Below are 23,522 nucleotides of genomic sequence, written 5' to 3' on the forward strand. Positions count from 1 at the left end.
TCTGCGGCCCGACAGGCAAGCTATCCAAAGTCGGTAGAGAGTTACGCTTATAGGCACCTTGGCCATGCTCCGGCCTTCGCCGTATTTTGGTAATCTTCAAAGCGCCGGCACCGATGGAGCAGTATTAATGAGTTTGCGTGAGCCATCGTCGCTATCCAGCCAGACGGCAAAAGCCGGAACCTGGACGGTCGGCAGCAAGTTGGCTTCGAAGGCACTGGATTTCGTAACGCTCCTTTGTCTCGCCCGGCTGCTCGGCCCATCGGATTTTGGACTGGTGGCTATGGCGATGTCTTCGGTTCTCATAGCCGAGGCGATTTTCGAGATGCCGGTTGCTGCCGCGCTCATCAGAGAGCCGTCACCAACCAAGGATATGTTCGACACGGCTCTGACGATCGGCCTGACAAGAGGTCTGATCGTTGGCATGCTGCTCTGTGCGCTCGCCTATCCGCTCGCATTGTTCTATGACGAGCCGCGGCTGACCACCCTGATCTGCGTACTTTCGCTGGCGCCTGTCATGCGCGGACTTAAGAGTCCGAAGCTGATACTTTTTACACAGCGCTTCGATTTTCGCCCGGACTTCATCCTGGAGGCTGCGGGCAAGATAGCCTCCTTGTGTGCTGCCGTAGCCATGGCCTTGTATACCGGAAGCTATTGGGCGATCGCGGTTGGCACGGTTGTCGGCCCGATGCTGATGATAATCGTCTCCTATATCTACGCGCCACAGCGGCCAGTTCTGTCACTCAAGGACTGGTCGATGTTTGCGCCCATTGTCGGATGGTACATGCTGTCGCAAATTCTCCAATCGGTGAACTGGCAGCTCGAAAAGCTCCTCCTGCCGCGCTTTATGGACCTGGTTTCCTTCGGCCGCTATTCCGTTGCAAGCGACATTACCGCCGTTCCCTATCAGTCGGTGGTCCAACCGCTCTTCAGGCCGTTTCTCGTCGCGTTCTCGCAGATTCCGTCGCATGAGAAGCTTGGTGAAGCCTATCTGCGCGCCACAAGCACGATCGTCTTCCTGGTCGCGCCGGCGCTCGTGCTTCTGTCGATCCTCGCGGATGTGGTCGTCACGATATTGCTTGGACCTTCCTGGCATGGCGCCGCCTTCATCCTCACATGCCTGCCGCTGATCGCCATCATCAGCCTTCCCACGGCACTCGTGAATTCCATTTGCTTCCTGGCCGACAAGATGCATCTGATCGTCGTCAAGAACGTCATCGAGCTTTGCTCCAAATTGATGCTGATCTGCTCGCTCGGATATGCTTACGGGCTGTATGGCATCCTGGCCGGACAGGCGATCGCCGCCGCGATCAGCCTCACCACTTCGCTTGCCATCGTTCGTGCATCAATCGGCCTGAGCCTTGCCCGGCAAGCCAAGGAAGGGGTCAAATATTTCGCTCCGATCTTGCTGATGGCGCTCTGCCTGGTGCCGGGAATCTATCTCGGCGACGTTGACCATCCTCTGCAGCAGTTGTGGCTATCGATTGCAACGGCCGCCGCTGCAGCACTTGTCTACCTTGGCAGCATGTTTTTCATGGCCCGCATGTCTTCGTCCGAAGGGCTGCATGAATACGACTTCGTCATGCAATATCTGAGAAAGAGGTTCAGGCCGGCCATTTAATGGATGCAGCTCGGCCTAATCTATTGATTTGCCCGCTCGAAAGGCGCAAGCCGCTGTCAAATAGAGCCTCTGCTGCCCGTATGTTTCAGGCTGTAAAACCGATGGGAAAGCCAAGTAGACTTGCGAGATACGGGAGAATCGCCATAAAAAGAGCACAACCGGACGCATAACTGGCATGTCGATTGACATTCATGCTTGCTGTTGTCTTCGTCGAAGCGAAGAACGTTTTGCGGGCAGTTCAGTTCGAAGTTGCGCGAAGCAAGGCGTCTAAGCCCAACCAGTTTCGGAGCCAAGGGTCTTGGCGTTGAAACGTCGGCAGGAGGCCGGACGGATGCATTCAAAAGTCCTTTTCGAACGCAGGCGTTCTCCCACCGCGAAATTCGTTCTGCGGTGGGCGGCCATTCTCTTTTGCCTGGTGATATGGGGCGCCGCGATGGCCTTTTTCATCTGGTAGATTCGTTGCGCGCGAAAAGAACGATGCCGATCGTCTTCCAGATAATCTTCAAGTCGGCCGATATCGAGCAGCTGTGATAATAGTCCACGTCGAACTGCACCCGTTCATCATAGGTCGTGTCCTTGTTCCGGTGCACCTGCCATAGACCGGTAAGGCCCGGCGTCATGGCGAGATAGTAATGAATCCGACGGCCGTAACGCTCCATTTCATCGGCCACGATCGGCCGCGGGCCGACAAGGCTCATATCACCGCAAAAGACGTTCCAGAGCTGCGGCAGCTCGTCGAGGCTCGTCATCCGGAGATATTTTCCAAGCCAATGGACGCGTGGGTCGTTGACCAGCTTCTGGGTTTCATTCCATTCAGCGCGCCGCACGGGATCGTTGGCAAGAATGCTGGCCAGCCGCGCATTGGCGTCCTTCCGCATCGAGCGGAATTTCAGGCATGGGAATGAACGGCCGTAGCGGCCGACACGCTCGTGTCGGAATATGAGCGGCCGCCCATCAACCAGCAGCAGGGCCACCGCGATAAGCGCGAAAAACGGCAGAAAGAAAACCAGCGCCGATCCGGAAATCAGGATGTCCCCGGCACGCTTCAGGCGATAATCTCTCGACGTCGGCCGTCGTAGCCGAGCCGATTGCCCGTCCTGAGCAACGCCATCAAAGAACGATAGCATTTTTTGAAACCCCGTTTGTATCTCAACCCACAGTTAAGGTTGGCAGTGTCGGCCAGAATAGACAATTGACCAGAACGGCTAAGCCTTAGTCAGATAGAAGTAGGCCCGAATACCGATGGCGGGACCATTGATTTACTCACCTCTTAAAACTGTCGATACACGAGAGGGCACAACCGCTTTCAATAAGGGTATCTGCTTGATGCCGTTCAATTAAATGAACCGATGGCGATAGGCGGCGGGTCGAATGCCGGTTCCTTCAGGTAGCCGGCCGGCAACACCAGCCAAGCTCGTTCGCGCCAAGATCCGGCTGTAGAGAGCGATCAGCGCTTCGCCCCAGGTTTCCGGCGAATGAGCAAGCCCGGGGGCCTTGCTGAGGCCGTTCAAGCTCATGGAGCGTACCAGAGCATCATCGGCTGCGAGCCGTCGCATCGCCGTCGCCAGCGATCCGATGTTCCCCGTCCTGAAGGTCAGCGCGCACCCGAATTCCTCAAGCTCGTTTCCCAACAAGGCGGCGTCCGGCACAATGACGGGAATTCCGCTTCCGATCGCTTCGACGGCTGCAAGCGCGAAAGGTTCCGGCACGCGCGACGACACGACGATGGTGCGCGCATTGCGCAGGAGTTCGTGCATCTCCCCTTTCGCTTTCCAGCCGTGGATGACGACTTCGGGATAGTCGCGTTCCAATATCGACCGCCCTGCGCCATCGCCAATGATCTGGAGCCGCACATTGGCAAGGCGCGCCGCCCGCGCGGCATCCTCGAACCCTTTTTCCGGCTCGAGCCTTCCCACGAAGAAGAAATCCCGCATCGTCCAGGGTTCAGCCCCTCTGGGCAGAAACGGCTCCACCGGATTGCGAATGGTCTCGATATGATCGGTACAGATTCCGGCGCGCTCGAAATATTCCCGCATCCGCTGATGCACGATGACGATATTGGCCGGGAGCTCGTCCGTCGGATAGAGCCGCTCACGCAGCAAGTGGCGTGCAGAACGCCAGATCTTCTCGTGATAGCCGCGTTTGTCGCATTGCGTCATCATGCACGGCACCGACATCGGCGTGAGCGTACAGACGGTGTCTTTCCGGTAGTTCGCAAAGCCGCCGTTTGGGCAGCACAGGAAATAATCGTGTGCATGCAGAACCACGCGCTGGCGCACGGGCCACAGGGCCTGGAAGATGGAAGGCGAAAGGATCTTCGACCAGCCATGAACGTGATAGATGGTCGAGGCCGTGTCGGCACTATCGATGACCTCTCGCACGGCATCGAGCGCCTGCCTGTTGTAAAGCCCGTTGATCGAGGCTGCGATCCGCCCCTGGACGGTCAGCGGTGCGCCGCCGAGATTGATGGTGTCGTCCGCCGGCAGCTCGCTTCCGGCCGCGTCGCCCGCCAGGTAGGTTACGGGAATACCGGCGCGTTTGAGCAAATGCGCCGACAAAATGGCAAGGTTGGAGGCTCCCCCGACCTTTGTCGAACGGTCATTGATGATGACAACGCGATCGGGATAGCGCTGAATCACGATCCTACCCCATCGTCCTGATATTCTGCGGGGCAAGCCTGCCCATCAGAAGATCGAAAATTGCGATCGCATTGCCCTTCAGACGCCCTTTCCGGTCGACCCAGGGTTCGGGGCGCCAGGCTTTGACAAGATTGGCGGCCAGGTTCCGGCCCATTTGCGCAGCTGCCCGTCCCGAACTCAGGGTGTTCTTGCGCACGAGATAGATGGGATTGGCGATCTGCGAATATCCGAACTTGATGCCGGTTGTGCGACCGGCCTTCGTGCCGAGATGCACGCCCTGCAGATGGTCGGCGCAAATGACTTCGCCATATCGCGCCATCATGCGGCTGAAGTCGACATCTTCAAGCCAGCCATAAAACGGCAGATTCTCGTCAAACCGGACGCCTGAAGCCACGATCGCCGAAACACGGACAGCCATGTTGCAGCCGTAGGCGTTATAGATCGGCTTGAAGGATTTCTCCCGTTTCTGCGGGCGGCGAACCTTCTGCACGAGTTTCAAGCCGTCGCAGACCGAGATACCCGCCCCGGTAATCCCGTCGGCGATGACCGTGCCCGTCGACATGACGATATCGCGTCGGCTGCGAAACAGCAGCTCAGTGTCCTCGATATAAGTGGGCGTCATCAGGAAATCGTCGTCGAGGAAGAGCACCACATCCGCATCGACGATGCTGTCAAGAATTGTATTGCGCTGAAGGCAAAGTCCACGCTCTGAAACCAATACCCTGACCGGGCATGCGAGCGAGGAAAGGCTCGTTCGCTCGACATCTTCAAGCGAGGGCACGCAGATGACGACCTCCTCGGGCTGACGCGTCTGGTGCGATATATGGGGAAGCACGGCAGAAAGGATTTCGCGCCTGCCCGAACTCGCGATGCCGACGGCAACCTTGAGCGGGCGCCCGCGCGGCTTGTCATTGAAGGCCAGATGGGGAGCGGTCGGCTTTACGGCAGGTTCGCTCGGCCGCGACGAAGCAGGCTTTCCTGGTGAACGCTTCGTGCCGCCGCTGCGATTGGCGATGATCCCGAGCAGGTTCACCCGCGACGTGCCGAAGCTCGCAAGCGCAGCCGACAGCCGCTCGATGGTCATTTTCTTCGGCTTGCCGACGACAATGGCGACGCCATCCAGATAGTTGACGATATGCCGGGTATCCGCCGAGTCCTCGAATGCCGCAAGATCGACGATGACCACGCCGTAGTTCTGGCGGAGCAGCTCAATTTCCGTCTTGAGTGCGGCTAGATGACCGAATATCTGGTGGCACGCGGCAGACCGCCTTGTCCCCTCGACGGTCAGCACGGGAACCAGCGCGCAGGCTTCAGCATGCTCGTCGTCCCTGTTTCTCCTGCTCCTGCGGCCGTGCTCATCGTGACCCGCCACGACATGTTCGGCCGCTTGCGGCTCATGCGTGCCAACATGATCCATCCGCAGCAAGCCGAGCCCGAAGTCCTCTCCGGCGGCACCCACCACTTTGCTCAGGAAGCCTTTTTGGAAATCGGCATCGACGAGGACGACCGGCGTGCCTTCGTTCTGGTAGAGCTGCGCGAGGTTCGCCGCAACCGTCGTCTTTCCCTCGCCGCTGCCGACCGACGTGATGCCGATGACCATTGGCGAATTGGGGCGGAATGCCGAACCGATAGAGTTCTTCACGCCTCGCAAGGCTTCGGTGAAATCGGAATAGGGCGCATCGAGCACACCTCGCAGCGGCATCGCGGCCTGCAGGTTTGCCGCCTTCGCCCCGGCGGGCAAAACTGCCGTTGCGCCCTGCAGAGGCAGGCTTCCGAGCGACGCTATACCGAGTTCCTGCCGCAGTCTGGAGTTCAGGTGAATCCCCTTGCCCCTTCCATCAAAAAGCAGCGCGAGCAGGAGACCACCAGCCAGGCCCATCAGTGTGGTGAAGGGCAGGATGATGGAGGGTTTCGGCGAGCTCTTCGTCAGTGGCGCGGACGCGGCCGTCACGATACGGGCATCGCCGAGCGGGAAAGACTGCTTCTGCAACGTGCCCGTCAGTTGTTGGAGAATTCCTTCATAGATACGGCGATAGGTCGTCGCACGGCTTTCCATTTCGGTGAGTTTCACACGCGCCAGGTTTTTGTCCGTGCCGGTCGCAGTCAGCGCCGCCATCTGGTCATTGAGGAGGCGTTCGCGAGTTTGCGCGACCTGCAGGTTCGTTTTGTATACTTCCTGGATGCGAACGAGTTCGTTCCTGATATCGCCGGTTAGCCGTGCAACTTCCTCTTTGGCGGCCGCGATCGCGGGATTGCCGGGATCGTAGCGGCTTATCAGATTGTTCAGCCTCGACGTAGCAAGGCTGACGTCCTCCTGGAGTTTCTGTATGCGGGGGTTGTCGATCGTCTCCTGAACGCTGCCGCCAACCGCTTCCCCCGCCATCAGCCGATTGAGGGTATCGAGCTTGGCGGACGCGGCAGCGGTGTCGGCGCTGGCGGAAATGGCTTGGCTGCTGATTTCGGACAATTGCTGCTGGTCCAGGGACGATGTGGTGCCGAGTTCCATGATGCCGTTCATGGCCCGGAATTCTTCTGCATCCAACGCCGCCTGCCGGGCTTGCTTCTCCACGTCGATCAACCGGGTTTCCAGCCAGTTCGCCCCGCTTTGCGCTGCTGTGGCGCGCGCGGAGACGGCCGAATCCATATATGCTTGCGCAAGGGCGTTCGCGACGCGAGCCGCCTTTTGCGGGTCGGTAGATTTGTAGCCGATTTCGAGGATATAGGATTGCCCTACCCGGACGACGGAGACCCGCGACAGGAACGACGCCATCGTCCTGCGCATGCGAATCTCCTCGTCCGACGCCTCCTGGCCGGGTGCGGCGGGTGCAGCCGCTTCCCCGATCATCGACTGCAGCCAGTCCTTGACGATCGACCGCCACGACGCATTGTCCTGGATTTCCGGATCCTCGGCGAGATTAAGTTTGTTGATGACCGCTTTCGCGATCGGCTCCGACTGGATGATCTCCACCTGACTGGCGATTTCAGCCGCCTCGATGATGATCGTTCCAGTGAAAGCATCCTGGGATGCGATCCGGCCCTGCTCGGGATCCATGACGAGGCGGGCAGCCGCGAAGAAGAGCGGCGGCTGGGTGGCGACATAAGCACCGCCTGCGGCAGCGCCTATCGCCGTGAAGACGGCAAGTATCAAAGTGTGGCGCCGCAGAAAGCGCCATATGTCGCCGAATGATATATTTTCCGTGTCAGCTGATTGTTTCTTGCCGAACTGATCGCCGGGGACAAGCTTGCCGATGTCGTGAACAACCATATTGTTTTGCCCGATCCTCGAATTCATGTGATTTACTGCACCTGCGGAGGAGGATTGGCGGACGAAAGCATCGAGCCGTCCAGGTTTTTGGAGACATTGTAGCGAACGTCCAGCACATCCCCCGGCTCAAGCTCGGCACTATCCGGAACCGGAGCAGCAGCGCCCGAGTCACCGCCGCGGGTCAGCCAATATTCAAGCGGTTGCACGTCGACGGCCTGGAGGCTTTCGTAGCGTGCGACGGATGCGCCTGCGGCCTGCAGCAGCTGAACCGTCGTTGTGCGCTTCAACCGCACGTCTTCCAACTCCGCTTCTGTTACCTGCAGTTCCTGGCCCACCTCTGTCTTGCGCTGACCCTTCAGGTTCAGTGCTTCGCGTTCGGTCTCGTTCAGCTTCTGCTTGGCCTGCATGGACGCGACGACCAGATCGAGCTTGTCGCTCTGCATATCGGCGACGATGCGTTCGAGGGATGTCTTGCGGGAGGTGGTCAGGATCTTGGTGTCTACGAGTTTTGCGATGTCGACAAGCTCATCCTGGGCGATCTGCACTTGCCTTTCCTGCGCCACCATCTTCTCGTCAAGCACAGTGATCTCGCTTCGCAAGAGCTTCATGAGATCTGCTGCGGATTCCAGCTGGTGCCGCAAGGCGTCGGCTCTTGCCGTGAAGAGAGCGCTTTCGCTCTTCAGTATCTGGCCCACGACTGAACCTTCGGGGGCCCCGGTCAGTTCCGGAGGAAAATCCACGGAAGGCTTGTCGTTCAGCTCGGCAATCAGCCTGGCGCGGCGGGCCATGAGCTGTTTTGCCTGAAGCTCGAGGCGGCTGAACTCCCCGGCGTAACGAATCTGCTCGGCGTCGGCATATTCGCCGGAGCGGTCGGCGCGGCGTTCCCGTCCGCCAGCCATGGCAAGCGCTTGTTTGACGGTCAGTCCTGGCCGGAATTCGAACTCGTTCGGCCGCTCGACCGCACCGGTGACATAGACCATCGGATATTTGGCGATCTCAACCGAGGCGATGGGAGCGGTCGCAAGCCCCGTCAGTTTCTTGATCCTCTCACCGATCAGGAGTGCCGTTTCTTCCGTCGTCTTGCCGAGAACGGCAATCTCGCCGACCATCGGCATCGAGATATCGCCGCGCTGAGACACGGCAAATTCGCCGTTGAGAGCGGTCCATTCCTTGTACTCGCCCGTTGAAGACACCCATTCCACGACCGAGACCTTCATCCTCGTCTGCGATCTGATGCGGTAGCTGTCGTCTGCTGCATTGACGGCTTGTCCGGTGAAAGCGGTGCCAATGAGCCCTGCCGCCATGATGAAGCGGAGGACACGACGGGCGCCGGGCAATGCGGTTCTTGAATTGCGTACGGCAGCAATGGGCATGGCGCGACTTGTTCTCCTCGTGATTCTCCAGCGGGCAAACCGCCGAATTCCGATGATGCGCCTAATGCAATTCGAGTAAATCCACCGCGACGCAGCCTGCTTTAGTCCAATCTGAGGAAGACGGAGTAGAAAACCACCGGCCGCTTCCTCCAGTTGCGGTATCTCCGGCCAAGTGTCCGCTCCACATAGGTCTTTCGGCCGTGGCTCTACACCGTTTTAGGGCCGTTGCAGGCCAATCTAGGCTCTGTGGAATGTCCCCCGCTTCAACGATGATGGTCCGACTGGTTGGCGAAGGAGACATCATGCGTGTCGCGATTGTTCATTACTGGCTGGTTTCGATGCGCGGCGGCGAGAAGGTCGTCGAGGCCCTCTGCGACATGTTCCCAGACGCCGACATCTTCACCCTCGTTTACGATGAAAGCCGTGTCTCGGAGAAAATAAGGGGGCATGTCGTCAAGACGTCGTTTCTGCAGCGCCTGCCGGGTGCCGTCAGGCATTATCAGTCGCTGCTTCCACTGATGCCCTTCGCGCTCGAAAGCCTCGATCTCAGCGGATACGACCTGATCATCTCAAGCGAATCCGGCCCCGCCAAAGGCATTATTGCTCCGCCGCATTCGACACATGTCTGCTACTGCCATTCGCCGATGCGCTATATCTGGGACCACTATCACGTCTATCGTTCGCATGCCGGCCTCGCTTCCAGAATGATGCTTCCGGTGATCGCCCCGCTTTTGCGGTCCTGGGATGTCAGCACCAGCATGCGCGTCGACCGTTTCGTCGCGAATTCGCACCATGTGAAAGCGCGCATCGGCAAGTATTACGGACGCTCCGCCACGGTCGTCTATCCGCCGGTAGCAGTCGAGGACTACGCGCCGTCGGATACCATCGAGGACTTTTATCTTTGCGCCGGGCAGCTCGTCTCCTACAAAAGGGTCGATCTCGCCGTGAGGGCCTTTTCCAAGATGGGACGCAACCTCGTCGTCATCGGCGAAGGCAAAGAGCTTGCCATGCTGAAGTCGATCGCGGGGCCGACCGTGAAATTCCTGGGGCGGGTGCCCTTTCCGGTTCTGAAGGAAAAATTGGCCCGATGCCGAGCCTTGATCTTCCCCGGAGAGGAGGATTTCGGCCTTGTCCCGGTGGAAGCCATGGCGAGCGGCCGGCCGGTCATCGCTTTCGGCAGTGGCGGAGCACTTGAAACGGTCGTGCCGGGAGAAACCGGCCTTCTCTTTTATGAGCAGAACGTTGAAGCCATCGTCGACGCAGTGCGGTCGTTCGAAGAACACGCCGAGGATTTCGATCCAGAAACCATTCGCACGCACGCAGCGCGGTTCAGCACCAGGAATTTCAGGTTCGGCATGGACTCGATCATCCAGGAGGAACTTCGGGCGAGAAAAACGAGCGCGCTTGCTGCGACCTCCCATGCGGAGACCCGCCGGTTTCCTCTGGACAGCGTTTTCCCCGTCCCCCCGCCTGGAACGGATATCGTCCACTGACGGAGCGTCCGCGCTGGCAGGGCGCGCAGCGCTTTTTTCGTGCTTCACGCCGAAATCACACCTTCAGTTCGCGCCGTTCGCGCTCGGTGATCATGGCAAGATCGATCACCTTCTGCAGGTTGGCGGCGTGGCGGAAGTTGGGGTCTGGCTGCAGGCCGCTCATCACCGCATCGGCAAAGCGTTGGTAGTTAGTCGAAACTGGAGCGGCCTCGATCTCCCTCCAGGTCGCACTCTCGACATTCTCGCCGAGGCAGCCGCGCAAATCCGAGCCTGAAGGGCGATGGCTGACCTCAAGACTTCCCCTCTCGCCGTAGATGCGAAGCTTCAGCTCGTTCAAGTGGCCCGTGGCCCAGCGGCTGGCATGCACCACGCCGAGCGCGCCGTTGGCGAAATCGAGCGACATCGTGAAGCTGTCGTTCGCATCCAGAAGATATTCGCCGATCTGGCCGCCCGGTACCTTATTGAAGGTCTTCAGCCGGGCAAAGACGTGATCGATATCGGTCGCTGCACCATAAGCGGCAAAATCGAGGATGTGGATGCCGACGTCGCCGAGCACACCGGTCGACCCGTGGCCGGTCGAAAGACGCCAGAGCCAAGTCGATTCCGTGCGCCAGTCGCCCCAGGCGCGCGACACGAGCCAGCTCTGCAAATAGGATGCTTCCACATGCTTGATGGTGCCGAGCTCGCCGGCGAGCACCATCTCGCGGGCGCGCTGCAGCGGCGCGACGTTGCGGTAGGTGAGGTTCACCATGTTGACGACGCCTGCCGTTTCAGCTGCTTCCGTCATCTCCAGAGCCTTCGGATAGTTTTCCGCCAGCGGCTTCTCGCAGAGCACATGCTTGCCGGCAGCAATCAGCGCCATGGTCGTCGGGTGATGGATGCGGTCCGGCGTGACGTTTGTCGCGGCGTCGAAATCACCCCAGGCTATGGCATCGTCCAACGTCAGGAAACGTTTTTCGATGCCGAATTCATCGGCGAAGAGCTTCAGGCGATCGCGATCGGTATCGACCGCGCCGACGACCTCGACACCATCCATATGCGCGAAATGGCGCAACTGGTTCTTCGCCATCACGCCCGTACCAAGAACGAGTAGTCGCATGGATACTCCTCAGCAGTGAGCGGCTGGCCGTCCGGTATAGTTTCGTGCCGCGCTCTTCAATCGGCTCCAGTGCCTTCCTACCGGCTCATTTGGGGCATCCGCGATGCTCGTCAACGCAGGCGGCACGCAAACCGCTTGGCGCTGCACTTGCAAAGCGCGGCAACTAACGGAGAAAACCGAGAAAAATCAATGAGAAATGGATTTCGAAAAGAGGTTGACGACCAGAACGCCGGTAATGATCAACCCGAGCCCGATCACCGCGGGAAGATCGAGGCGCTGCTTAAAATAGACAAACCCCACGACCGAAATCAGCACTATTCCCAAAGCGCTCCAGATCGCATAGGCAATGCCGACCGGGATCACCTTCAAAGTGAGCGACAGGACGTAGAAGGCAGCCGTGTAACAGACGACGAGAAGTACGCTCGGCCAGAAACGCGTGAGCTGCTGCGAGAGCTGCAGGGCGGTCGTGCCGATCACTTCCAGGATGATTGCGGCAAAAAGCAGCGCGTAGACGGCAGCCGGGCTCATGGTTCTGTCCTTCGAAAATAATTAGCGCGCTGTGAGTTCGGTAAGTCGGGCAACCAGCGCGCTGCGTTCGGCAGGACTGATCAGGTTGCTTTCCGTCGCGTCGGCAAGCCAGAGACCGTCCGCAGCAAAGCGCACGATCTGAGCGTCGATCGACGAATCGGTGCCGACGTATTCATCCGCCCGCTCCCGCACCCATTCCCGCCAACGCTGGCGCAGTCGCGGCTCAGCCAGCATTGCAATCGTCACCTGCGTCCAGTGACGGGAGTCATCCGTCCTTTTGCTGATGTCGGCGCAAACGAAAAGATAGGCGCGCGTGAAGCGCCCTTGCGGTACCGGATCGGCGCGCATCAGTTCATCGAGTTCCTGATCGAAGCGCTCGAGCAGACTGTCGAACAACGCATCCAGCAGCGCGTTCTTGGTCGGGAAATGGTGCAGCAAACCGCCCTTGCTGATGCCGGATGCGCCGGAGACGGCATCAAGCGTCACCGACGCCATGCCCTGCTCCGTCGCAAGGCGTGCGGCGACATCCAGCAATTGCCGGCGCACGAGAACAGGCTGTTTCTTGCGATGATGAGCGGTTGACATGTTCCATAAAAATACCGTCTGGACGGTTTTGTCAATCAGAATCTGCAGCCACGCTCTGCCTCAGGCATCCCTGGGCGAAATGCCGCGGCGCCTCGCAACCGGTTGCGAATAGCGCAGCAGCAGTGCATTAAGAGTGCATTTCAGGGGGATTGGATTTTGACGGAAGAGGTTATCACGCTTTATCGGGCGATCGGCGGCGACCTCACGGTGCGGGCGCTGACGCAGCGTTTCTACGAACTAATGGACACGCTGCCGGAGGCACGGCGTGTCCGCGCGGTCCATCCGCCGAGTCTTAAAGGTAGCGAGGAGAAATTCTACGAATATCTGACCGGCTACCTCGGCGGCCCGCCGCTCTATACTGACAAACGCGGCCATCCACGGCTTCGCAGCCGCCATTTCGTCGCCGCGATCGGCCCGGTCGAGCGTGACGAATGGCTGTTCTGCTTCCGGCGCGCAATGGACGAGACGATCGCCAACGAGAAGCTGCGTGAGATCATCTGGCCGCCGATCGAACGGCTGGCGTTTCATATGCAGAACAGGGAGCAAGATCAGCCATGATCTCGAACACGCGTGCCGCACCGCTTTTCTTCGTCTTTGCCGGTCTCTTCGGCACGGCAGGCGTGGCACTTGCCGCCCTCGCGGCCCACGGTGGTGGTGAAGCCGCGCTCGCTGCCTCCGCCTCTGCGATGTGCCTGGCACATGCCCCTGCCCTATTAGGTCTTGCAGTTGGCATTAAGGAGATTCAAACCGCCCGGCTGGCCGGTTTTCTGATCATTGTTGGCACACTGCTCTTTGCGGCGATCTCGTGATGCTGCGCCTTGCGGGGATCGGGCTCTTTCCCTTTGCCGCACCGACTGGCGGCTGGGCGATGATGCTCGGCTGGCTGGCGATCGCAGCCGGCGGCTTGATGCACACCAAGCGATAAGCTTAGCGCTGCGGCACCCGGCCGAAGCGCAGCAGGTTGCCGTGCGGATCATGGATGTAGAATTCCTCCATGTTCCAGGGCCGCACTTGCATATCCGTCAGACGCCTGACGCCCTTCGCGCGATATTCCGCATGGAGCGCCCCAATGCCCCCGCCACGCAGGTAGATCGACGTCTTCTCCGGCAGGCTGGCATCGTCGGTGCGCCAGAAATGCAGCTCCATCTCATCGCGCCTGACGATCAGATAGTCAGGCGTTTGGTGCACGATCTGCGCAAAGCCGAGTTCGTCGCGATAAAAGGCAAGCGTCGCGGCGATATCGAGCGACGGCAGGACCGGCAGAACTTCGGTACGGTCCGGATCGCCGCTCATATGCCTTCCACGACGTTGAAACCTTCGAATACCGGCGGCCCCTTGTACATGATCTTATGGTCACCCGCATTGCGGTGCGCCGCGCGGAAGTTCTCGGATTTCGTCCAGTTCTGGAAATCCTCTTCGCTCTGCCAGACCGTGTGCGACGAGAACAGTGTATAGCCCTCCTCCGCATCCGTCTTGCCGCGCAGCAGACGGAACTCGACGAAGCCGGGCACCTGCGCCAGACTGGAGTCGCGGTTGCGCCAGACATTTTCGAAATCTGCCTCGGCGCCGGTTGCGACCTTGAAGCGGTTCATCGCAATATACATCGGGAGCTCCTCACACCTTCGTGCCGTCCACGCGGGCCTGCGGGAAGAAAACGACATTATTGCCGTTTGCCGCCTCGCGGCCAAGAGCTGCATCGGTCTTTTCTCCCGGCATGCGCGCTTCCCAGACGGGAAACTCCGTCACGTTCGCATAAAGCTGCTGGCGCTCGGCATGTTTCACCAAGAGATCGTAGAGCTCGGGCACGAGGCCGTCGCCATTTTGCGCGGCGAGCTTATGCAGGCCGATCATCATGAACCCGTCAGGGCGCTGGTCTTTCATCGGGAATTGTCTCGTTCGTTCATGGTCTGCAGCGCACGCTCGAGGCTCGATTTGCTGCCATTGCGCAGCGGAATGAACGCCTTGCCGAACTTCTTGCAGCCCGTCTTCACCCGCAGGCAGGCATCGTGGCTGATACAGTCGATCGGGCAGAACACGCAGTCGACGGAGGGAAGAACCGTATCGATCCGCGAGACCGCCTCGCGCAGCCCGCCGTCATGATGGATCAGTTCGGCACCGAAGCTGCTCGCGATCTGGCGAAGATGCGCCACCTGGCAATCGCGGCCGCCGACATAGAGGAAACTGCGGCCATCCAGTTTCGATCCGCCGGAAGATTGCTGCGCCGTCTGCGCTGCCACATCCGCGCTGACGCGGATTTCCCGGTTAGATCCCTTCTTCGCCTTCCGAGCCATTTATCACCCGTTCGCTCGTTGATCGTCACACGATTCTAACATGTGCGAACGGACCTTATTAAACTTGATTTTTAGAGTAAAGTATAAAGTTGACTTTTCTTGTCATATTTAGCGCCGGCCCGAGATCTGCACGTCCTGCGTGAAGGTCCAGCTCGGCTTTCCCCACTCTGAAGGCAGCGGCGGGAAAGGCGAGGCACGGCGCACGCCGGCCACAACCGCCTGATCCAGCTCGGGAATTCCGGAGCTGCGCGCGACGGAAAGAGCTGCCAGCGAACCGTCGCCGCCGATCGTTAGGCGCACGCGGACACTCATCGAAGCGCTCATTCGTTTATATTCTGCAGGCACCTTGACTGCGCGGCGAATGCGCGACTGCACCTTGCCGGGATAGTTGGCAACGGCTGCGCTTCCGGCTCCGCCGGCGCTCCCGGCGCTGCGCGAGTTCTGGTCGGAATTTGCCGTCTCGTATCCATCGCTGGCCCCTCGCCTGGAATCCTGCTTGTTCTCGCCTTGGGAGCCAGCAAGCTTTTTTTCCATCTTCTTCGGCGGCCGGTTCTTTTCCACCGGCTTCGGTCTTTCAGCCCTCGGCTTGGTTGTCGGCGTTGGTGCCTCTTGCGGCCGCACCGGCTCCGGCAGCGCTTCGGCGGTCTCGACCGGCTCGACAGGCTTCAGTTCCTCCGGTGCCGCCGTGGCCACAGGCTGCACGACCGAGGTCTCGGCAGGAACATTCGACGTCAGCACCTCAGGCTCTGCCGCCGTCACCGTCTCGGGAGAGACGCGCGTGACCTCCTGCGTTGGCGGCACGGCCTCCGCCTGGGTCGGCTGCACCGTTTCCGGTGGAACCTCCGTCGGCTGGTCCGTGGGCTGAACAGGTTCCGGGGGCACCGTTTCGGCAACCACTTGGTCCGGCTGGGGCTCGACCTCAAGATCCGGATCGCCCGCAGAGGCCTGGTCGGCTTCTGAATCGCCAAGGATGACGACGCTCACAGCCTCGCCTGCTTCCTCCTCCGGGTCGTGCGGCGTCACGACGAAGCCGATTGCCAGGGCCGTGAAGACAATGGCGTGAAAGGCGAAGGACGTCAGGCAGGCAGCGGCGACGCTTCGCTTGCTCGGCTTCGCCTCGCTTGCCTGCTTTTCAAGGGCACCATGGTCCATCGGCGGCGCGTCTGCCGCGGGTGTCTTTTGGGCCTGCGGATGTTCCGGAAAAGATTCGATCAGCGAGAGGCGCGCATAGTGGATCACGGCTTCTGCGGCGGGCTGGCGCTGCGCATTGCGCAGCTCGGGCATTTCATGACCGGGATGGATGCCCGGAATATTGTCGTTCAAACCGTCAGCATCCTGCTCCACGATGAAATCGCGTCGCGACCTGGATTTTGCTGAAAGTGCCATATGCCCTGCCCCGGTCGGTTTGAAACTGAAGCCCGCCGGAGATCATCTCCGGCGCGAATTGCTCACCCCTCGAAGGGAACGGAAATCTGCGAACGGGTAATGAGACCTTTCATGCATTCGCCCGCTGCCGGGCCGTCGCAGACCGGCGTATCGTTGATGAGAATGCGGGTCACGGCCTCGCACTTGACATTCGGCATGTCGAACTGCCGCACCCGCTTCTTGCCCTGCGGCAGATCGCGGAAGTCGAGCACGGTGATCTTGTCGACGGCGTTTTTGTCGTTGAAGAAGGCAAGCTCGAAAGAGATCTTGTTGACGGGTGCGGCAAGCTTGTTGAGGGCCACGAAGGTCATCATGCAGCCCTTTTGCGAGGGCGCCAGGGCATTCAACTCGACTTCGAGGGCATTGACGGGGGCGGCCGCGGGGGCATCCTGCGCATAAGTGGGGCAAAGACTTCCGGCCGCCATCAATCCGCCTGCCACAAGTGCCGCAAATCTGCCCGCCACCATACCTCTTCTCCATGTAATTTCTAAAACTTGAGTCTATAAGTCTTCTATTGCGTCTTTAAAAAATGATGACTATGAAAGTCAAGATAATTGTATCAAGGCCGGAGGAAAACAAGCCCCCGGCTCCAGCGGAAATTGCCAACCGAAATGATGGTTGAGAAGCCAGACACCTTTAAGCATGCACCTCTCCCGCGGGAGGCAGCCGAAATTCGCACCATCGAAAGCGCGGACATTTTCCGCGGCGCGAACGAGATCATGATCCGGCATGACGGCGTGGTCTACCGCATGAAAATTACCCGGCAGGGCAAACTCATTCTCAATAAGTAAGGGTAGCAGATGACTGATGAGAGCAGACCGGCACCGGCCGAGATTCGCGCGTTCCGGGCCGAAAATCCGCAGATGCGCGAGCGCGATATCGCAGCGCGGCTGAACATTTCCGAAGCAGCCCTCGTCGCCGCCGAAGTCGGCATTTCCGCGACCCGCATCGATGCCAGCGCGCTGAAGCTTCTGGAGCGCGTGGCCGAACTCGGCGAAGTCATGGCGCTGTCGCGCAATGAAAGTGCCGTCCACGAAAAGATCGGCGCCTTCGAAAACATCAAAATGGGCATGCAGAGCGCAATCGTGCTCGGCGAAAACATCGACCTTCGCATCTTCCCGAGCCGCTGGGCCCATGGCTTTGCCGTCACGAAGAAGAATGGCGACGAGGAACGCCTCAGCCTGCAGTATTTCGACAAGACGGGCAACGCGGTCCACAAGGTGCATCTGCGTCCAAATTCGAACGTCGAGGCCTACCGCTCGATCGTCGCTGATCTGAAGCTCGACGACCAGTCGCAGGAATTCGTCGAAGCCGAAATCTCCGCTTCAGAGGATGAGAGCGGCGACGTCGGCCGCGACGAGCTGCGCGACAACTGGAGCAAGCTCACGGACACACATGAATTCTTCAGCATGCTGAAGCGCCTGAAAATCGGCCGCCAGGCCGCGCTGCGCACGGTCGGCGACGATTACGCCTGGAAGCTCGAAGACACGGCGACGGCCGAAATGATGCACGCCTCCGTCAAAGCCGGTCTGCCGATCATGTGCTTTGTCGCGAACAACGGCATCGTGCAGATCCATTCCGGCCCGATCTTCAACGTTCAGGCGATGGGACCCTGGATCAACATCATGGATCCGACCTTCCACCTGCATCTCCGCCAGGACCACATCGCCGAGACCTGGGCCGTGCGCAAGCCCACAAAGGACGGCGATGTCACTTCGCTGGAAGCCTATGACGCCAAGGGCGAAATGATCATCCAGTTCTTCGGCAAGCGGAAGGAAGGGTTCGACGAGCGTACCGATTGGCGCGAGATCATCGAAAGCCTGCCGAAGGCGGGAACGAGCATCGCAGCATAAAGGAGCGGAACGATGAAAATACCTTCGAACTTGCGCCGCCTCCGGCTTTGCGGACTGGCGCTGACGGCGGCCGTCACGGCGCTGCCTTTGCTGCCCGCTGCAACGGCAAAGAATAGCTTCATCCGGGCGGCGCAGGCCGAGGAACCGAAAAAGATCGACACCTCGCGCCTCGTCGCCGTCGGCGGCGACGTGACGGAAATCGTCTATGCGCTCGGCGAAGAAAGCCGCCTCATCGCCCGTGATTCCACCAGCACCTATCCCGAAGCGGCCATGAAGCTCCCGGATGTAGGCTATATGCGGGCGCTCTCGCCGGAAGGCATCCTTGCCGTCAACCCGACCGCGATCATCGCTGTCGAAGGATCGGGTCCGCCCGAAGCGCTGACCGTCCTCAAGAACGCCAGCGTGCCGTTCGAGACGGTCCCGAATACCTACGATCGCGCAGGGATCCTGACAAAGATCGATAAGATCGGCACACTGCTTGCCGTACCCGACAAGGCCAGGGCGCTGGAAACCAAGGTCGGCGCCGATCTGGATGCCGCGATCGCCGATGCCGGCAAGCGGTCCGAAGCGGGGCGCAAGCGCGTGCTTTTCATCCTCAGCACGCAGGGCGGCAAGATCATGGCCTCTGGCACGGGCACGGCGGCTGATGGCATCATCAAGCTCGCAGGCGCCATCAATGCCGTCGGCAGCTTCTCAGGCTACAAGCCGGTGACCGATGAGGCGATCGTCGAGGCAAAGCCCGATGTGATCCTGATGATGAACCGTCAGGGCAGTCACGCGGCCGCCAACGACGACCTCTTCAGGCAGCCGGCGCTCGCACTGACCCCCGCGGCCCAGAAGAAGGCGGTCATCCGCATGGATGGCCTGCACCTGCTCGGCTTCGGCCCGCGCACCGCAGGCGCCGTCCGCGAATTGAACGCGGCCATCTACGGGGGCTAAGATGGCTCTGCTGGACGCCATGACGGGACAGAAACGATCACTTTTTTCGATGGCCGCGCTTCGTGAGCACCGCGAGGCAGGCGATCGGGGGCGGCTGGCGCTCCTCGTGATCGGCCTGCTCGTGGTGGGTTCCGTCTTCTCGCTGCTATTTTCGGTGACGACCGGCGCCTCGGATGCCTCGATTGTCGACGTGATTGCAAACGTGGCGGGTTCGGAGGCGGCGCTCAACATGCGCGACCGGATCATCATCTTCGACATCCGGATGCCGCGCGCCATCCTCGGCTTTCTCGTCGGCGGCTCGCTCGCCGTCTCCGGCGCTGTGATGCAGGGACTGTTCCGCAATCCGCTCGCCGATCCCGGCCTCGTCGGCGTGTCGTCCGGAGCAAGCTTCGGCGCCGTCGTGATGATCGTGCTCGGCGGAACGATCGCCATGCCGTTCCTTGCGCTGCTCGGCATCTATGCCCTGCCGGTTGCAGCTTTCGGCGGTGGCCTTGTTACGACGGTGCTGCTTTATCGGATCGCAACGACCAATGGCCAGACCTCGGTCGCCACGATGCTGCTGGCAGGGATCGCGCTCGGAGCTCTGACGGGCGCGATGACAGGTCTGCTGACCTATATCGCCAACGACCAGCAGCTTCGCGATCTCACTTTCTGGTCCATGGGCTCTCTCGCAGGCGCAACCTGGATGAAGATCGCCGCCGCCGCGCCGATCATTCTGGCATCCTTCGCAGTCCTGCCCTTCATGGCGCGCGGACTGAATGCCATAACACTTGGTGAAGCGGCGGCGTTTCATATGGGCGTCCCGGTTCAGCGGCTGAAGAATACCGCAATCGTAGCCGTTGCCGCCGCAACCGGCGCATCGGTTGCCGTCAGCGGTGGTATCGGTTTTGTCGGCATTGTCGTGCCACATCTGCTGCGTATGATCATCGGCCCCGACCATCGCTATTTGCTGCCAGCCTCCGCTCTCCTCGGTGGCTCGCTCTTGATCTTCGCCGACGTTCTGGCGCGCACCATCGTCGCGCCCGCCGAATTGCCGATCGGCATCATCACGGCTGCAGTCGGCGGACCCTTCTTCCTCTGGATATTGTTGCGGCAGCGCTCGCGGCTTGCGCTCTAAAAGTGAATTTCGATGATCGAACTTTCCGGAATCTCGGTCCGCCTGTCGGGCAAGACAATCGTGCATGACGTCAGCCTTACGGCGAAGGCGGGCCAATTGACGGCGATTGCCGGGCCGAACGGCTCCGGCAAGACGACCACAATGAAGGCGATCTCCGGCGAGCTTTCCTGCGACGGCTCCGTGCGCATCAACGGCGAAGAGGTCAAGACGATGCAACCCTGGCAGCTGGCTGCCCTTCGCGGTGTGCTGCCGCAGGCAAGCGCCATCTCCTTTCCCTTCACAGTGCGCGAGGTCGTGCGCATGGGACTGACGACAGGGCTGAACCTGCACCCCGAGCAGGCAGAGCAGATCGCGGCACGGGCGCTCGCCGCCGTCGACCTCGGGGGCTTCGAAGGGCGTTTCTACCAGGAGCTTTCGGGCGGCGAGCAGCAGCGCGTCCAGCTCGCGCGCGTGCTGTGCCAGATCTGCGAGCCGGTCGTGGATGGAAAACCCTGCTGGCTGTTACTCGATGAGCCGGTTTCCAGCCTCGACATAAGCCATCAGCTGACGATCATGAGCCTTGCGCGGAAGTTCTGCGACGCAGGCGGCGGCGTGATCGCAGTCATGCACGATCTCAACTTGACCGCTCTTTTCGCGGACCAGATCGTCCTCATGAAAGCCGGGGGACTAGCCGCTGCCGGCAGCGTCAGCGACGTGCTCACCGACGAGCGCATGCAATCTGTATTCGGATGCCCGCTGCGCATCAGTCAGGTTCCGATGGACGGAACACCCTTTGTCCTGGCTCACAGCGCGCTTGCGGGCCGCTAAACCGCCGGAACTTTTGATTGGCCAGCGCGTTGTCGTGTCGATGATTTGGATCAATGCCGGGCGATACGACTTATTGCAACGATCGGTGCTGACCTCGTTTAAAACCGGCCCGCGACTTTGCGCGCGCCCATTCCAAGGAGAGCATCATGGCTTCCATCCTCCCGTCCATTCGCGGCCGGCGCCATGGCAACGGTACGCTTCACGACATCGAATCCACGATCGAGGACCAGATCGAAAGCCTGCGCGACGATATTGCGTCCCTGACGAAGTTGGTTGCGAAGAATTCGCGACGGCGCGGCGAAAAGCTCCGCTATCAGGCGGCTGCTGGCTATGACGAACTCCTTGGCCGCAGCGAAGACCTCCTCCACGATCTGCAGGAGGGCTATCTGCGCGGCGCAAATGAAGTTCGCCATACGGTACGCAGGCATCCGATCGCAACGATCGGTGCGGCGGCCGCCTTCGGCCTCGTGCTCGCGCTCCTCGCACGCCGTTAAGGAGGATCGATGCTCTTTCCGATCCTCAGCCTTTTGTTAGGAAACAGTTTTCACAGGACCGTTGCGCGAACCAAGCGCAACGGTATTTTCATCGCGCTCGCCGCAATCTTCCTTCTGAGTGCCTATGCGCTTGCGGTGACAGCCGGGACAATCTGGCTCGCGGGCGTCTACGGCGCAGTCGGTGCTGCCCTCTTTCTTGCGGCATGCGCGCTGCTGATCGGAATCGCCGTGCTGATCGTCATGAAGGTCATGAATGCACAGGAAGCGCGTCGTGCACAGGAGCGCCGCCTGGCGATCGAGTCACTGGCAGCCGCCGGCATCGGCCTTGTCCGTTCACAGCCGCTTTTGACGGCCGGCGTGCTTGCCGCGCTCGTTGCAACAAACTTGATGGGCTCCAAACACCGCGACTAGGGATCCTGACCTCTAGCCAGTTTAGCTCGTACATTTGCGAATGCGGTCCGGAAGTCCATCATGGGGGCCAAGTGGCCGCTTCGGCCAATCGTCCCACCAATCGTCAATGAGCGTCTTCCTTTCCGGGTTGAGAGGATAGTGAATACGGTTCTCCGGCTTGTGTCTCTCTCCGACCACGAGCAGCCGGACCTCCTCCTCAGTGTTATTGATGAAACTATGGGCTATGCCGGTGCCAGCCGGGAACCCCACGCCGTCGCCGGGTGCGAGCCGATGCAGATGGCCATCGATCCACACGTCGGGAGATCCTTCGATAACGAAGACGAATTCCTCCTCCGCGCTTTCGGCATGTGGAAGCGATGTGCGCCGGCCGGCCGGCAACCGCTCATGATGAATGCCGAGTTTCGAAAGGCTGAACGCCCGGCCAAAAGGCGCGCCAATGCTCATGCGTTCATCGCGTCCTGAATAATGCGGCTCATCGGGTCGCTCGATATTGCGCCAGTGGGTGATAAATGTTGGACGTTCGTTGCTGTTCATCAGTCGATCCTCGTGTAGCCCATGCCCGCAAGCCACGCTCAAATCCGCAACGAGCACCGGTCATGAGCTAGCGACCGCACCTCAATCGTCAAGCATTCCGCGCAGCGGCGACCGGCATGTTTGCTGCCGAGTTTTCAGGGCTAGTCTTCATCTCTTGCACAACAAAAAGCCGGCGCCTGAGGCAACCGGCTTTTTCCTCCGATTCAACGCGTGGATCAGAAGGCGAAAGCCTTCGACGTCAGCGGCGCGGACGTCGAATCCGGGCCGAAATCCGCTTCGCCGGAGATCTGCAGCAGTTCCTGGAGCCGCTGGCGGGCACGATTGACTCGGCTCTTGATGGTGCCGACGGCGCATCCGCAGATCTCCGCGGCTTCTTCGTAGGAGAAGCCTGATGCGCCGACGAGAATGATCGCCTCGCGCTGATCCGGCGGCAGTTGGTCAAGTGCCTTTTTGAAATCCTGCAGGTCGAGAGCGCCGTATTGCGCCGGATGCATCGCCATGGATTCGGTGAAAAGGCCGTCGCTGTCCTGGATCTCGCGGCCGCTCTTACGCATCTGGCTATAGAGTTCGTTGCGCAGGATTGTGAAAAGCCAGGCCTTCATGTTGGTGCCCATCTCGAAGTGATCCTGCTTTGCCCAGGCCTTCATGATGGTGTCCTGCACCAAGTCGTCGGCGCGATCGTGCCGGCCGATCAGCGAAATCGCGAATGCACGCAGACTCGGCAACGCCGCCAGCAGTTCGCGTTTGAAGCTTGGTTTAGCCTTATCCATCAGCGCGCCCTTACTCGGCCAGTTTGGCCGAAGCCATCATCTCAGCCTGGTCCAGCTTTTCGAGCAGATCGAGAAAACGATCGGGGATCGCCTCGTCCTGTGCGGCTGCATAAAGGGACCGCAGTTTGACGCCGATCTGGTTGTTTGGATCGAGGATATCGCTTGCGCGCATTTCCAGCCGCCGCTGATTCTTTTCTTCGTTCTGCTGCTTTTTCATAAACTCGTCGCTTCTCGCCGTTGTCTTTGTCTGAATGGACGATACGTTTGCGCTGCGGCTTGAT

26 protein-coding genes and 1 pseudogene are annotated in these 23,522 nt (G+C 60.1%); 11 read left to right on the forward strand and 16 right to left on the reverse strand.

All coding sequences use genetic code 11. The features are described 5' to 3' along the window. Nucleotides 1-127 precede the first annotated feature (127 nt). Complete coding sequence (locus RGR602_RS14095) at nucleotides 128-1,618, forward strand: oligosaccharide flippase family protein (protein ID WP_052451564.1); 1,491 nt, start codon at nucleotides 128-130, stop codon at nucleotides 1,616-1,618. Between the two features lie 443 nt (nucleotides 1,619-2,061). Here RGR602_RS14095 and RGR602_RS14100 read toward each other — a convergent pair whose 3' ends face one another. The 4 genes from RGR602_RS14100 to RGR602_RS14120 all read right to left on the reverse strand — a co-directional run bounded on the left by RGR602_RS14100 (nucleotide 2,062) and on the right by RGR602_RS14120 (nucleotide 8,895). Further along, on the reverse strand, nucleotides 2,062-2,745 hold the full coding sequence (locus RGR602_RS14100) for a sugar transferase (protein WP_039845622.1): 684 nt from the start codon (nucleotides 2,743-2,745) through the stop codon (nucleotides 2,062-2,064). A gap of 210 nt (nucleotides 2,746-2,955) precedes the next feature. After that, nucleotides 2,956-4,257: a glycosyltransferase family 4 protein gene (locus RGR602_RS14105; protein WP_063855991.1), complete on the reverse strand. Its 1,302-nt coding sequence runs from the start codon at nucleotides 4,255-4,257 to the stop codon at nucleotides 2,956-2,958. A 4-nt stretch (nucleotides 4,258-4,261) separates the two neighbouring features. Then, nucleotides 4,262-7,522 carry a nucleotide-binding protein gene (locus RGR602_RS35640; RefSeq protein WP_203226165.1) on the reverse strand — a complete coding sequence of 1,087 codons (3,261 nt, stop codon included), beginning with the start codon at nucleotides 7,520-7,522 and terminating at the stop codon, nucleotides 4,262-4,264. 32 nt (nucleotides 7,523-7,554) lie between these two features. After that, a complete protein-coding gene (locus tag RGR602_RS14120; RefSeq protein WP_052451565.1) occupies nucleotides 7,555-8,895 on the reverse strand; it encodes a polysaccharide biosynthesis/export family protein in 1,341 nt (446 codons plus the stop codon). A 302-nt stretch (nucleotides 8,896-9,197) separates the two neighbouring features. On the opposite strand from RGR602_RS14120, the gene RGR602_RS14125 reads away from it, so the two are divergent. Continuing rightward, nucleotides 9,198-10,388 carry a glycosyltransferase gene (locus tag RGR602_RS14125; RefSeq protein ID WP_082046605.1) on the forward strand — a complete coding sequence of 397 codons (1,191 nt, stop codon included), beginning with the start codon at nucleotides 9,198-9,200 and terminating at the stop codon, nucleotides 10,386-10,388. Nucleotides 10,389-10,443: 55 nt separating this feature from the next. On the opposite strand, the gene RGR602_RS14130 is transcribed toward RGR602_RS14125, so the two are convergent. From RGR602_RS14130 to RGR602_RS14140, 3 genes are all read right to left on the reverse strand, one after another. Then, nucleotides 10,444-11,487, reverse strand: coding sequence for a Gfo/Idh/MocA family protein (locus tag RGR602_RS14130; RefSeq protein WP_039845623.1), 1,044 nt, complete (start codon nucleotides 11,485-11,487; stop codon nucleotides 10,444-10,446). A 186-nt stretch (nucleotides 11,488-11,673) separates the two neighbouring features. Beyond that, the gene (locus tag RGR602_RS14135) at nucleotides 11,674-12,015 is read right to left on the reverse strand and encodes an SMR family transporter (protein ID WP_039845624.1); all 342 of its coding nucleotides are present in this window, start codon (nucleotides 12,013-12,015) and stop codon (nucleotides 11,674-11,676) included. 21 nt (nucleotides 12,016-12,036) lie between these two features. After that, complete coding sequence (locus tag RGR602_RS14140; RefSeq protein ID WP_039845625.1) at nucleotides 12,037-12,600, reverse strand: TetR/AcrR family transcriptional regulator; 564 nt, start codon at nucleotides 12,598-12,600, stop codon at nucleotides 12,037-12,039. 156 nt (nucleotides 12,601-12,756) lie between these two features. Here RGR602_RS14140 and RGR602_RS14145 point away from each other — a divergent pair, with 156 nt between their 5' ends. After that, nucleotides 12,757-13,158: a group II truncated hemoglobin gene (locus tag RGR602_RS14145; protein ID WP_039845626.1), complete on the forward strand. Its 402-nt coding sequence runs from the start codon at nucleotides 12,757-12,759 to the stop codon at nucleotides 13,156-13,158. After that, nucleotides 13,155-13,525: pseudogene (locus RGR602_RS14150) on the forward strand (DUF423 domain-containing protein). Before RGR602_RS14145 ends, RGR602_RS14150 begins: the two are co-directional and overlap by 4 nt. Before the next feature lie 2 nt (nucleotides 13,526-13,527). Here the strand turns inward: RGR602_RS14150 and RGR602_RS14155 are convergent. From RGR602_RS14155 to RGR602_RS14180, 6 genes are all read right to left on the reverse strand, one after another. Beyond that, a complete protein-coding gene (locus RGR602_RS14155) occupies nucleotides 13,528-13,893 on the reverse strand; it encodes a bleomycin resistance protein (protein ID WP_039845627.1) in 366 nt (121 codons plus the stop codon). Then, nucleotides 13,890-14,204: an antibiotic biosynthesis monooxygenase family protein gene (locus RGR602_RS14160; protein ID WP_039845628.1), complete on the reverse strand. Its 315-nt coding sequence runs from the start codon at nucleotides 14,202-14,204 to the stop codon at nucleotides 13,890-13,892. Before RGR602_RS14160 ends, RGR602_RS14155 begins: the two co-directional genes overlap by 4 nt. 10 nt (nucleotides 14,205-14,214) lie before the next feature. Beyond that, on the reverse strand, nucleotides 14,215-14,481 hold the full coding sequence (locus tag RGR602_RS14165) for a hypothetical protein (protein ID WP_039845629.1): 267 nt from the start codon (nucleotides 14,479-14,481) through the stop codon (nucleotides 14,215-14,217). Next, nucleotides 14,478-14,891: a DUF2325 domain-containing protein gene (locus RGR602_RS14170; protein WP_039845630.1), complete on the reverse strand. Its 414-nt coding sequence runs from the start codon at nucleotides 14,889-14,891 to the stop codon at nucleotides 14,478-14,480. Before RGR602_RS14170 ends, RGR602_RS14165 begins: the two co-directional genes overlap by 4 nt. A 108-nt stretch (nucleotides 14,892-14,999) precedes the next feature. Next, nucleotides 15,000-16,277 (reverse strand): energy transducer TonB family protein, encoded by a 1,278-nt coding sequence (locus tag RGR602_RS14175; RefSeq protein ID WP_039845631.1) that lies wholly within the window; start codon nucleotides 16,275-16,277, stop codon nucleotides 15,000-15,002. Between the two features lie 62 nt (nucleotides 16,278-16,339). Next, entirely contained in the window at nucleotides 16,340-16,783 is a 444-nt protein-coding gene (locus RGR602_RS14180) for a hypothetical protein (RefSeq protein WP_039845632.1), read from the reverse strand. Between the two features lie 144 nt (nucleotides 16,784-16,927). Here RGR602_RS14180 and hemP point away from each other — a divergent pair, with 144 nt between their 5' ends. From hemP to RGR602_RS14215, 7 genes are all read left to right on the forward strand, one after another. After that, on the forward strand, nucleotides 16,928-17,107 hold the full coding sequence (gene hemP / locus RGR602_RS14185) for a hemin uptake protein HemP (RefSeq protein ID WP_039845633.1): 180 nt from the start codon (nucleotides 16,928-16,930) through the stop codon (nucleotides 17,105-17,107). Between the two features lie 9 nt (nucleotides 17,108-17,116). Continuing rightward, nucleotides 17,117-18,169 carry a hemin-degrading factor gene (locus tag RGR602_RS14190; protein ID WP_039845634.1) on the forward strand — a complete coding sequence of 351 codons (1,053 nt, stop codon included), beginning with the start codon at nucleotides 17,117-17,119 and terminating at the stop codon, nucleotides 18,167-18,169. A 12-nt stretch (nucleotides 18,170-18,181) separates the two neighbouring features. Continuing rightward, nucleotides 18,182-19,108: a heme/hemin ABC transporter substrate-binding protein gene (locus RGR602_RS14195; RefSeq protein ID WP_039845635.1), complete on the forward strand. Its 927-nt coding sequence runs from the start codon at nucleotides 18,182-18,184 to the stop codon at nucleotides 19,106-19,108. Nucleotide 19,109: 1 nt separating this feature from the next. Next, nucleotides 19,110-20,225, forward strand: a complete 1,116-nt coding sequence (locus tag RGR602_RS14200) for a FecCD family ABC transporter permease (RefSeq protein ID WP_039845636.1) — start codon at nucleotides 19,110-19,112, stop codon at nucleotides 20,223-20,225. Between the two features lie 12 nt (nucleotides 20,226-20,237). After that, a complete protein-coding gene (locus RGR602_RS14205; protein WP_039845637.1) occupies nucleotides 20,238-21,032 on the forward strand; it encodes a heme ABC transporter ATP-binding protein in 795 nt (264 codons plus the stop codon). A 146-nt stretch (nucleotides 21,033-21,178) separates the two neighbouring features. After that, nucleotides 21,179-21,526 carry a DUF883 family protein gene (locus RGR602_RS14210; protein ID WP_039845638.1) on the forward strand — a complete coding sequence of 116 codons (348 nt, stop codon included), beginning with the start codon at nucleotides 21,179-21,181 and terminating at the stop codon, nucleotides 21,524-21,526. Nucleotides 21,527-21,535: 9 nt separating this feature from the next. After that, nucleotides 21,536-21,937, forward strand: coding sequence for a hypothetical protein (locus tag RGR602_RS14215; protein ID WP_039845639.1), 402 nt, complete (start codon nucleotides 21,536-21,538; stop codon nucleotides 21,935-21,937). A gap of 21 nt (nucleotides 21,938-21,958) precedes the next feature. Here RGR602_RS14215 and RGR602_RS14220 read toward each other — a convergent pair whose 3' ends face one another. The 3 genes from RGR602_RS14220 to RGR602_RS14230 all read right to left on the reverse strand — a co-directional run bounded on the left by RGR602_RS14220 (nucleotide 21,959) and on the right by RGR602_RS14230 (nucleotide 23,458). Further along, nucleotides 21,959-22,471 (reverse strand): cupin domain-containing protein, encoded by a 513-nt coding sequence (locus RGR602_RS14220; RefSeq protein WP_039845640.1) that lies wholly within the window; start codon nucleotides 22,469-22,471, stop codon nucleotides 21,959-21,961. Nucleotides 22,472-22,686: 215 nt separating this feature from the next. Next, nucleotides 22,687-23,241: an RNA polymerase sigma factor gene (locus RGR602_RS14225; RefSeq protein WP_022717008.1), complete on the reverse strand. Its 555-nt coding sequence runs from the start codon at nucleotides 23,239-23,241 to the stop codon at nucleotides 22,687-22,689. 10 nt (nucleotides 23,242-23,251) lie between these two features. After that, nucleotides 23,252-23,458, reverse strand: coding sequence for a NepR family anti-sigma factor (locus RGR602_RS14230; protein WP_039845641.1), 207 nt, complete (start codon nucleotides 23,456-23,458; stop codon nucleotides 23,252-23,254). Nucleotides 23,459-23,522 lie beyond the last annotated feature (64 nt).

Source organism: Rhizobium gallicum bv. gallicum R602sp, assembly GCF_000816845.1.
In the GTDB taxonomy this organism is placed as follows: Bacteria; Pseudomonadota; Alphaproteobacteria; order Rhizobiales; family Rhizobiaceae; genus Rhizobium; species Rhizobium gallicum.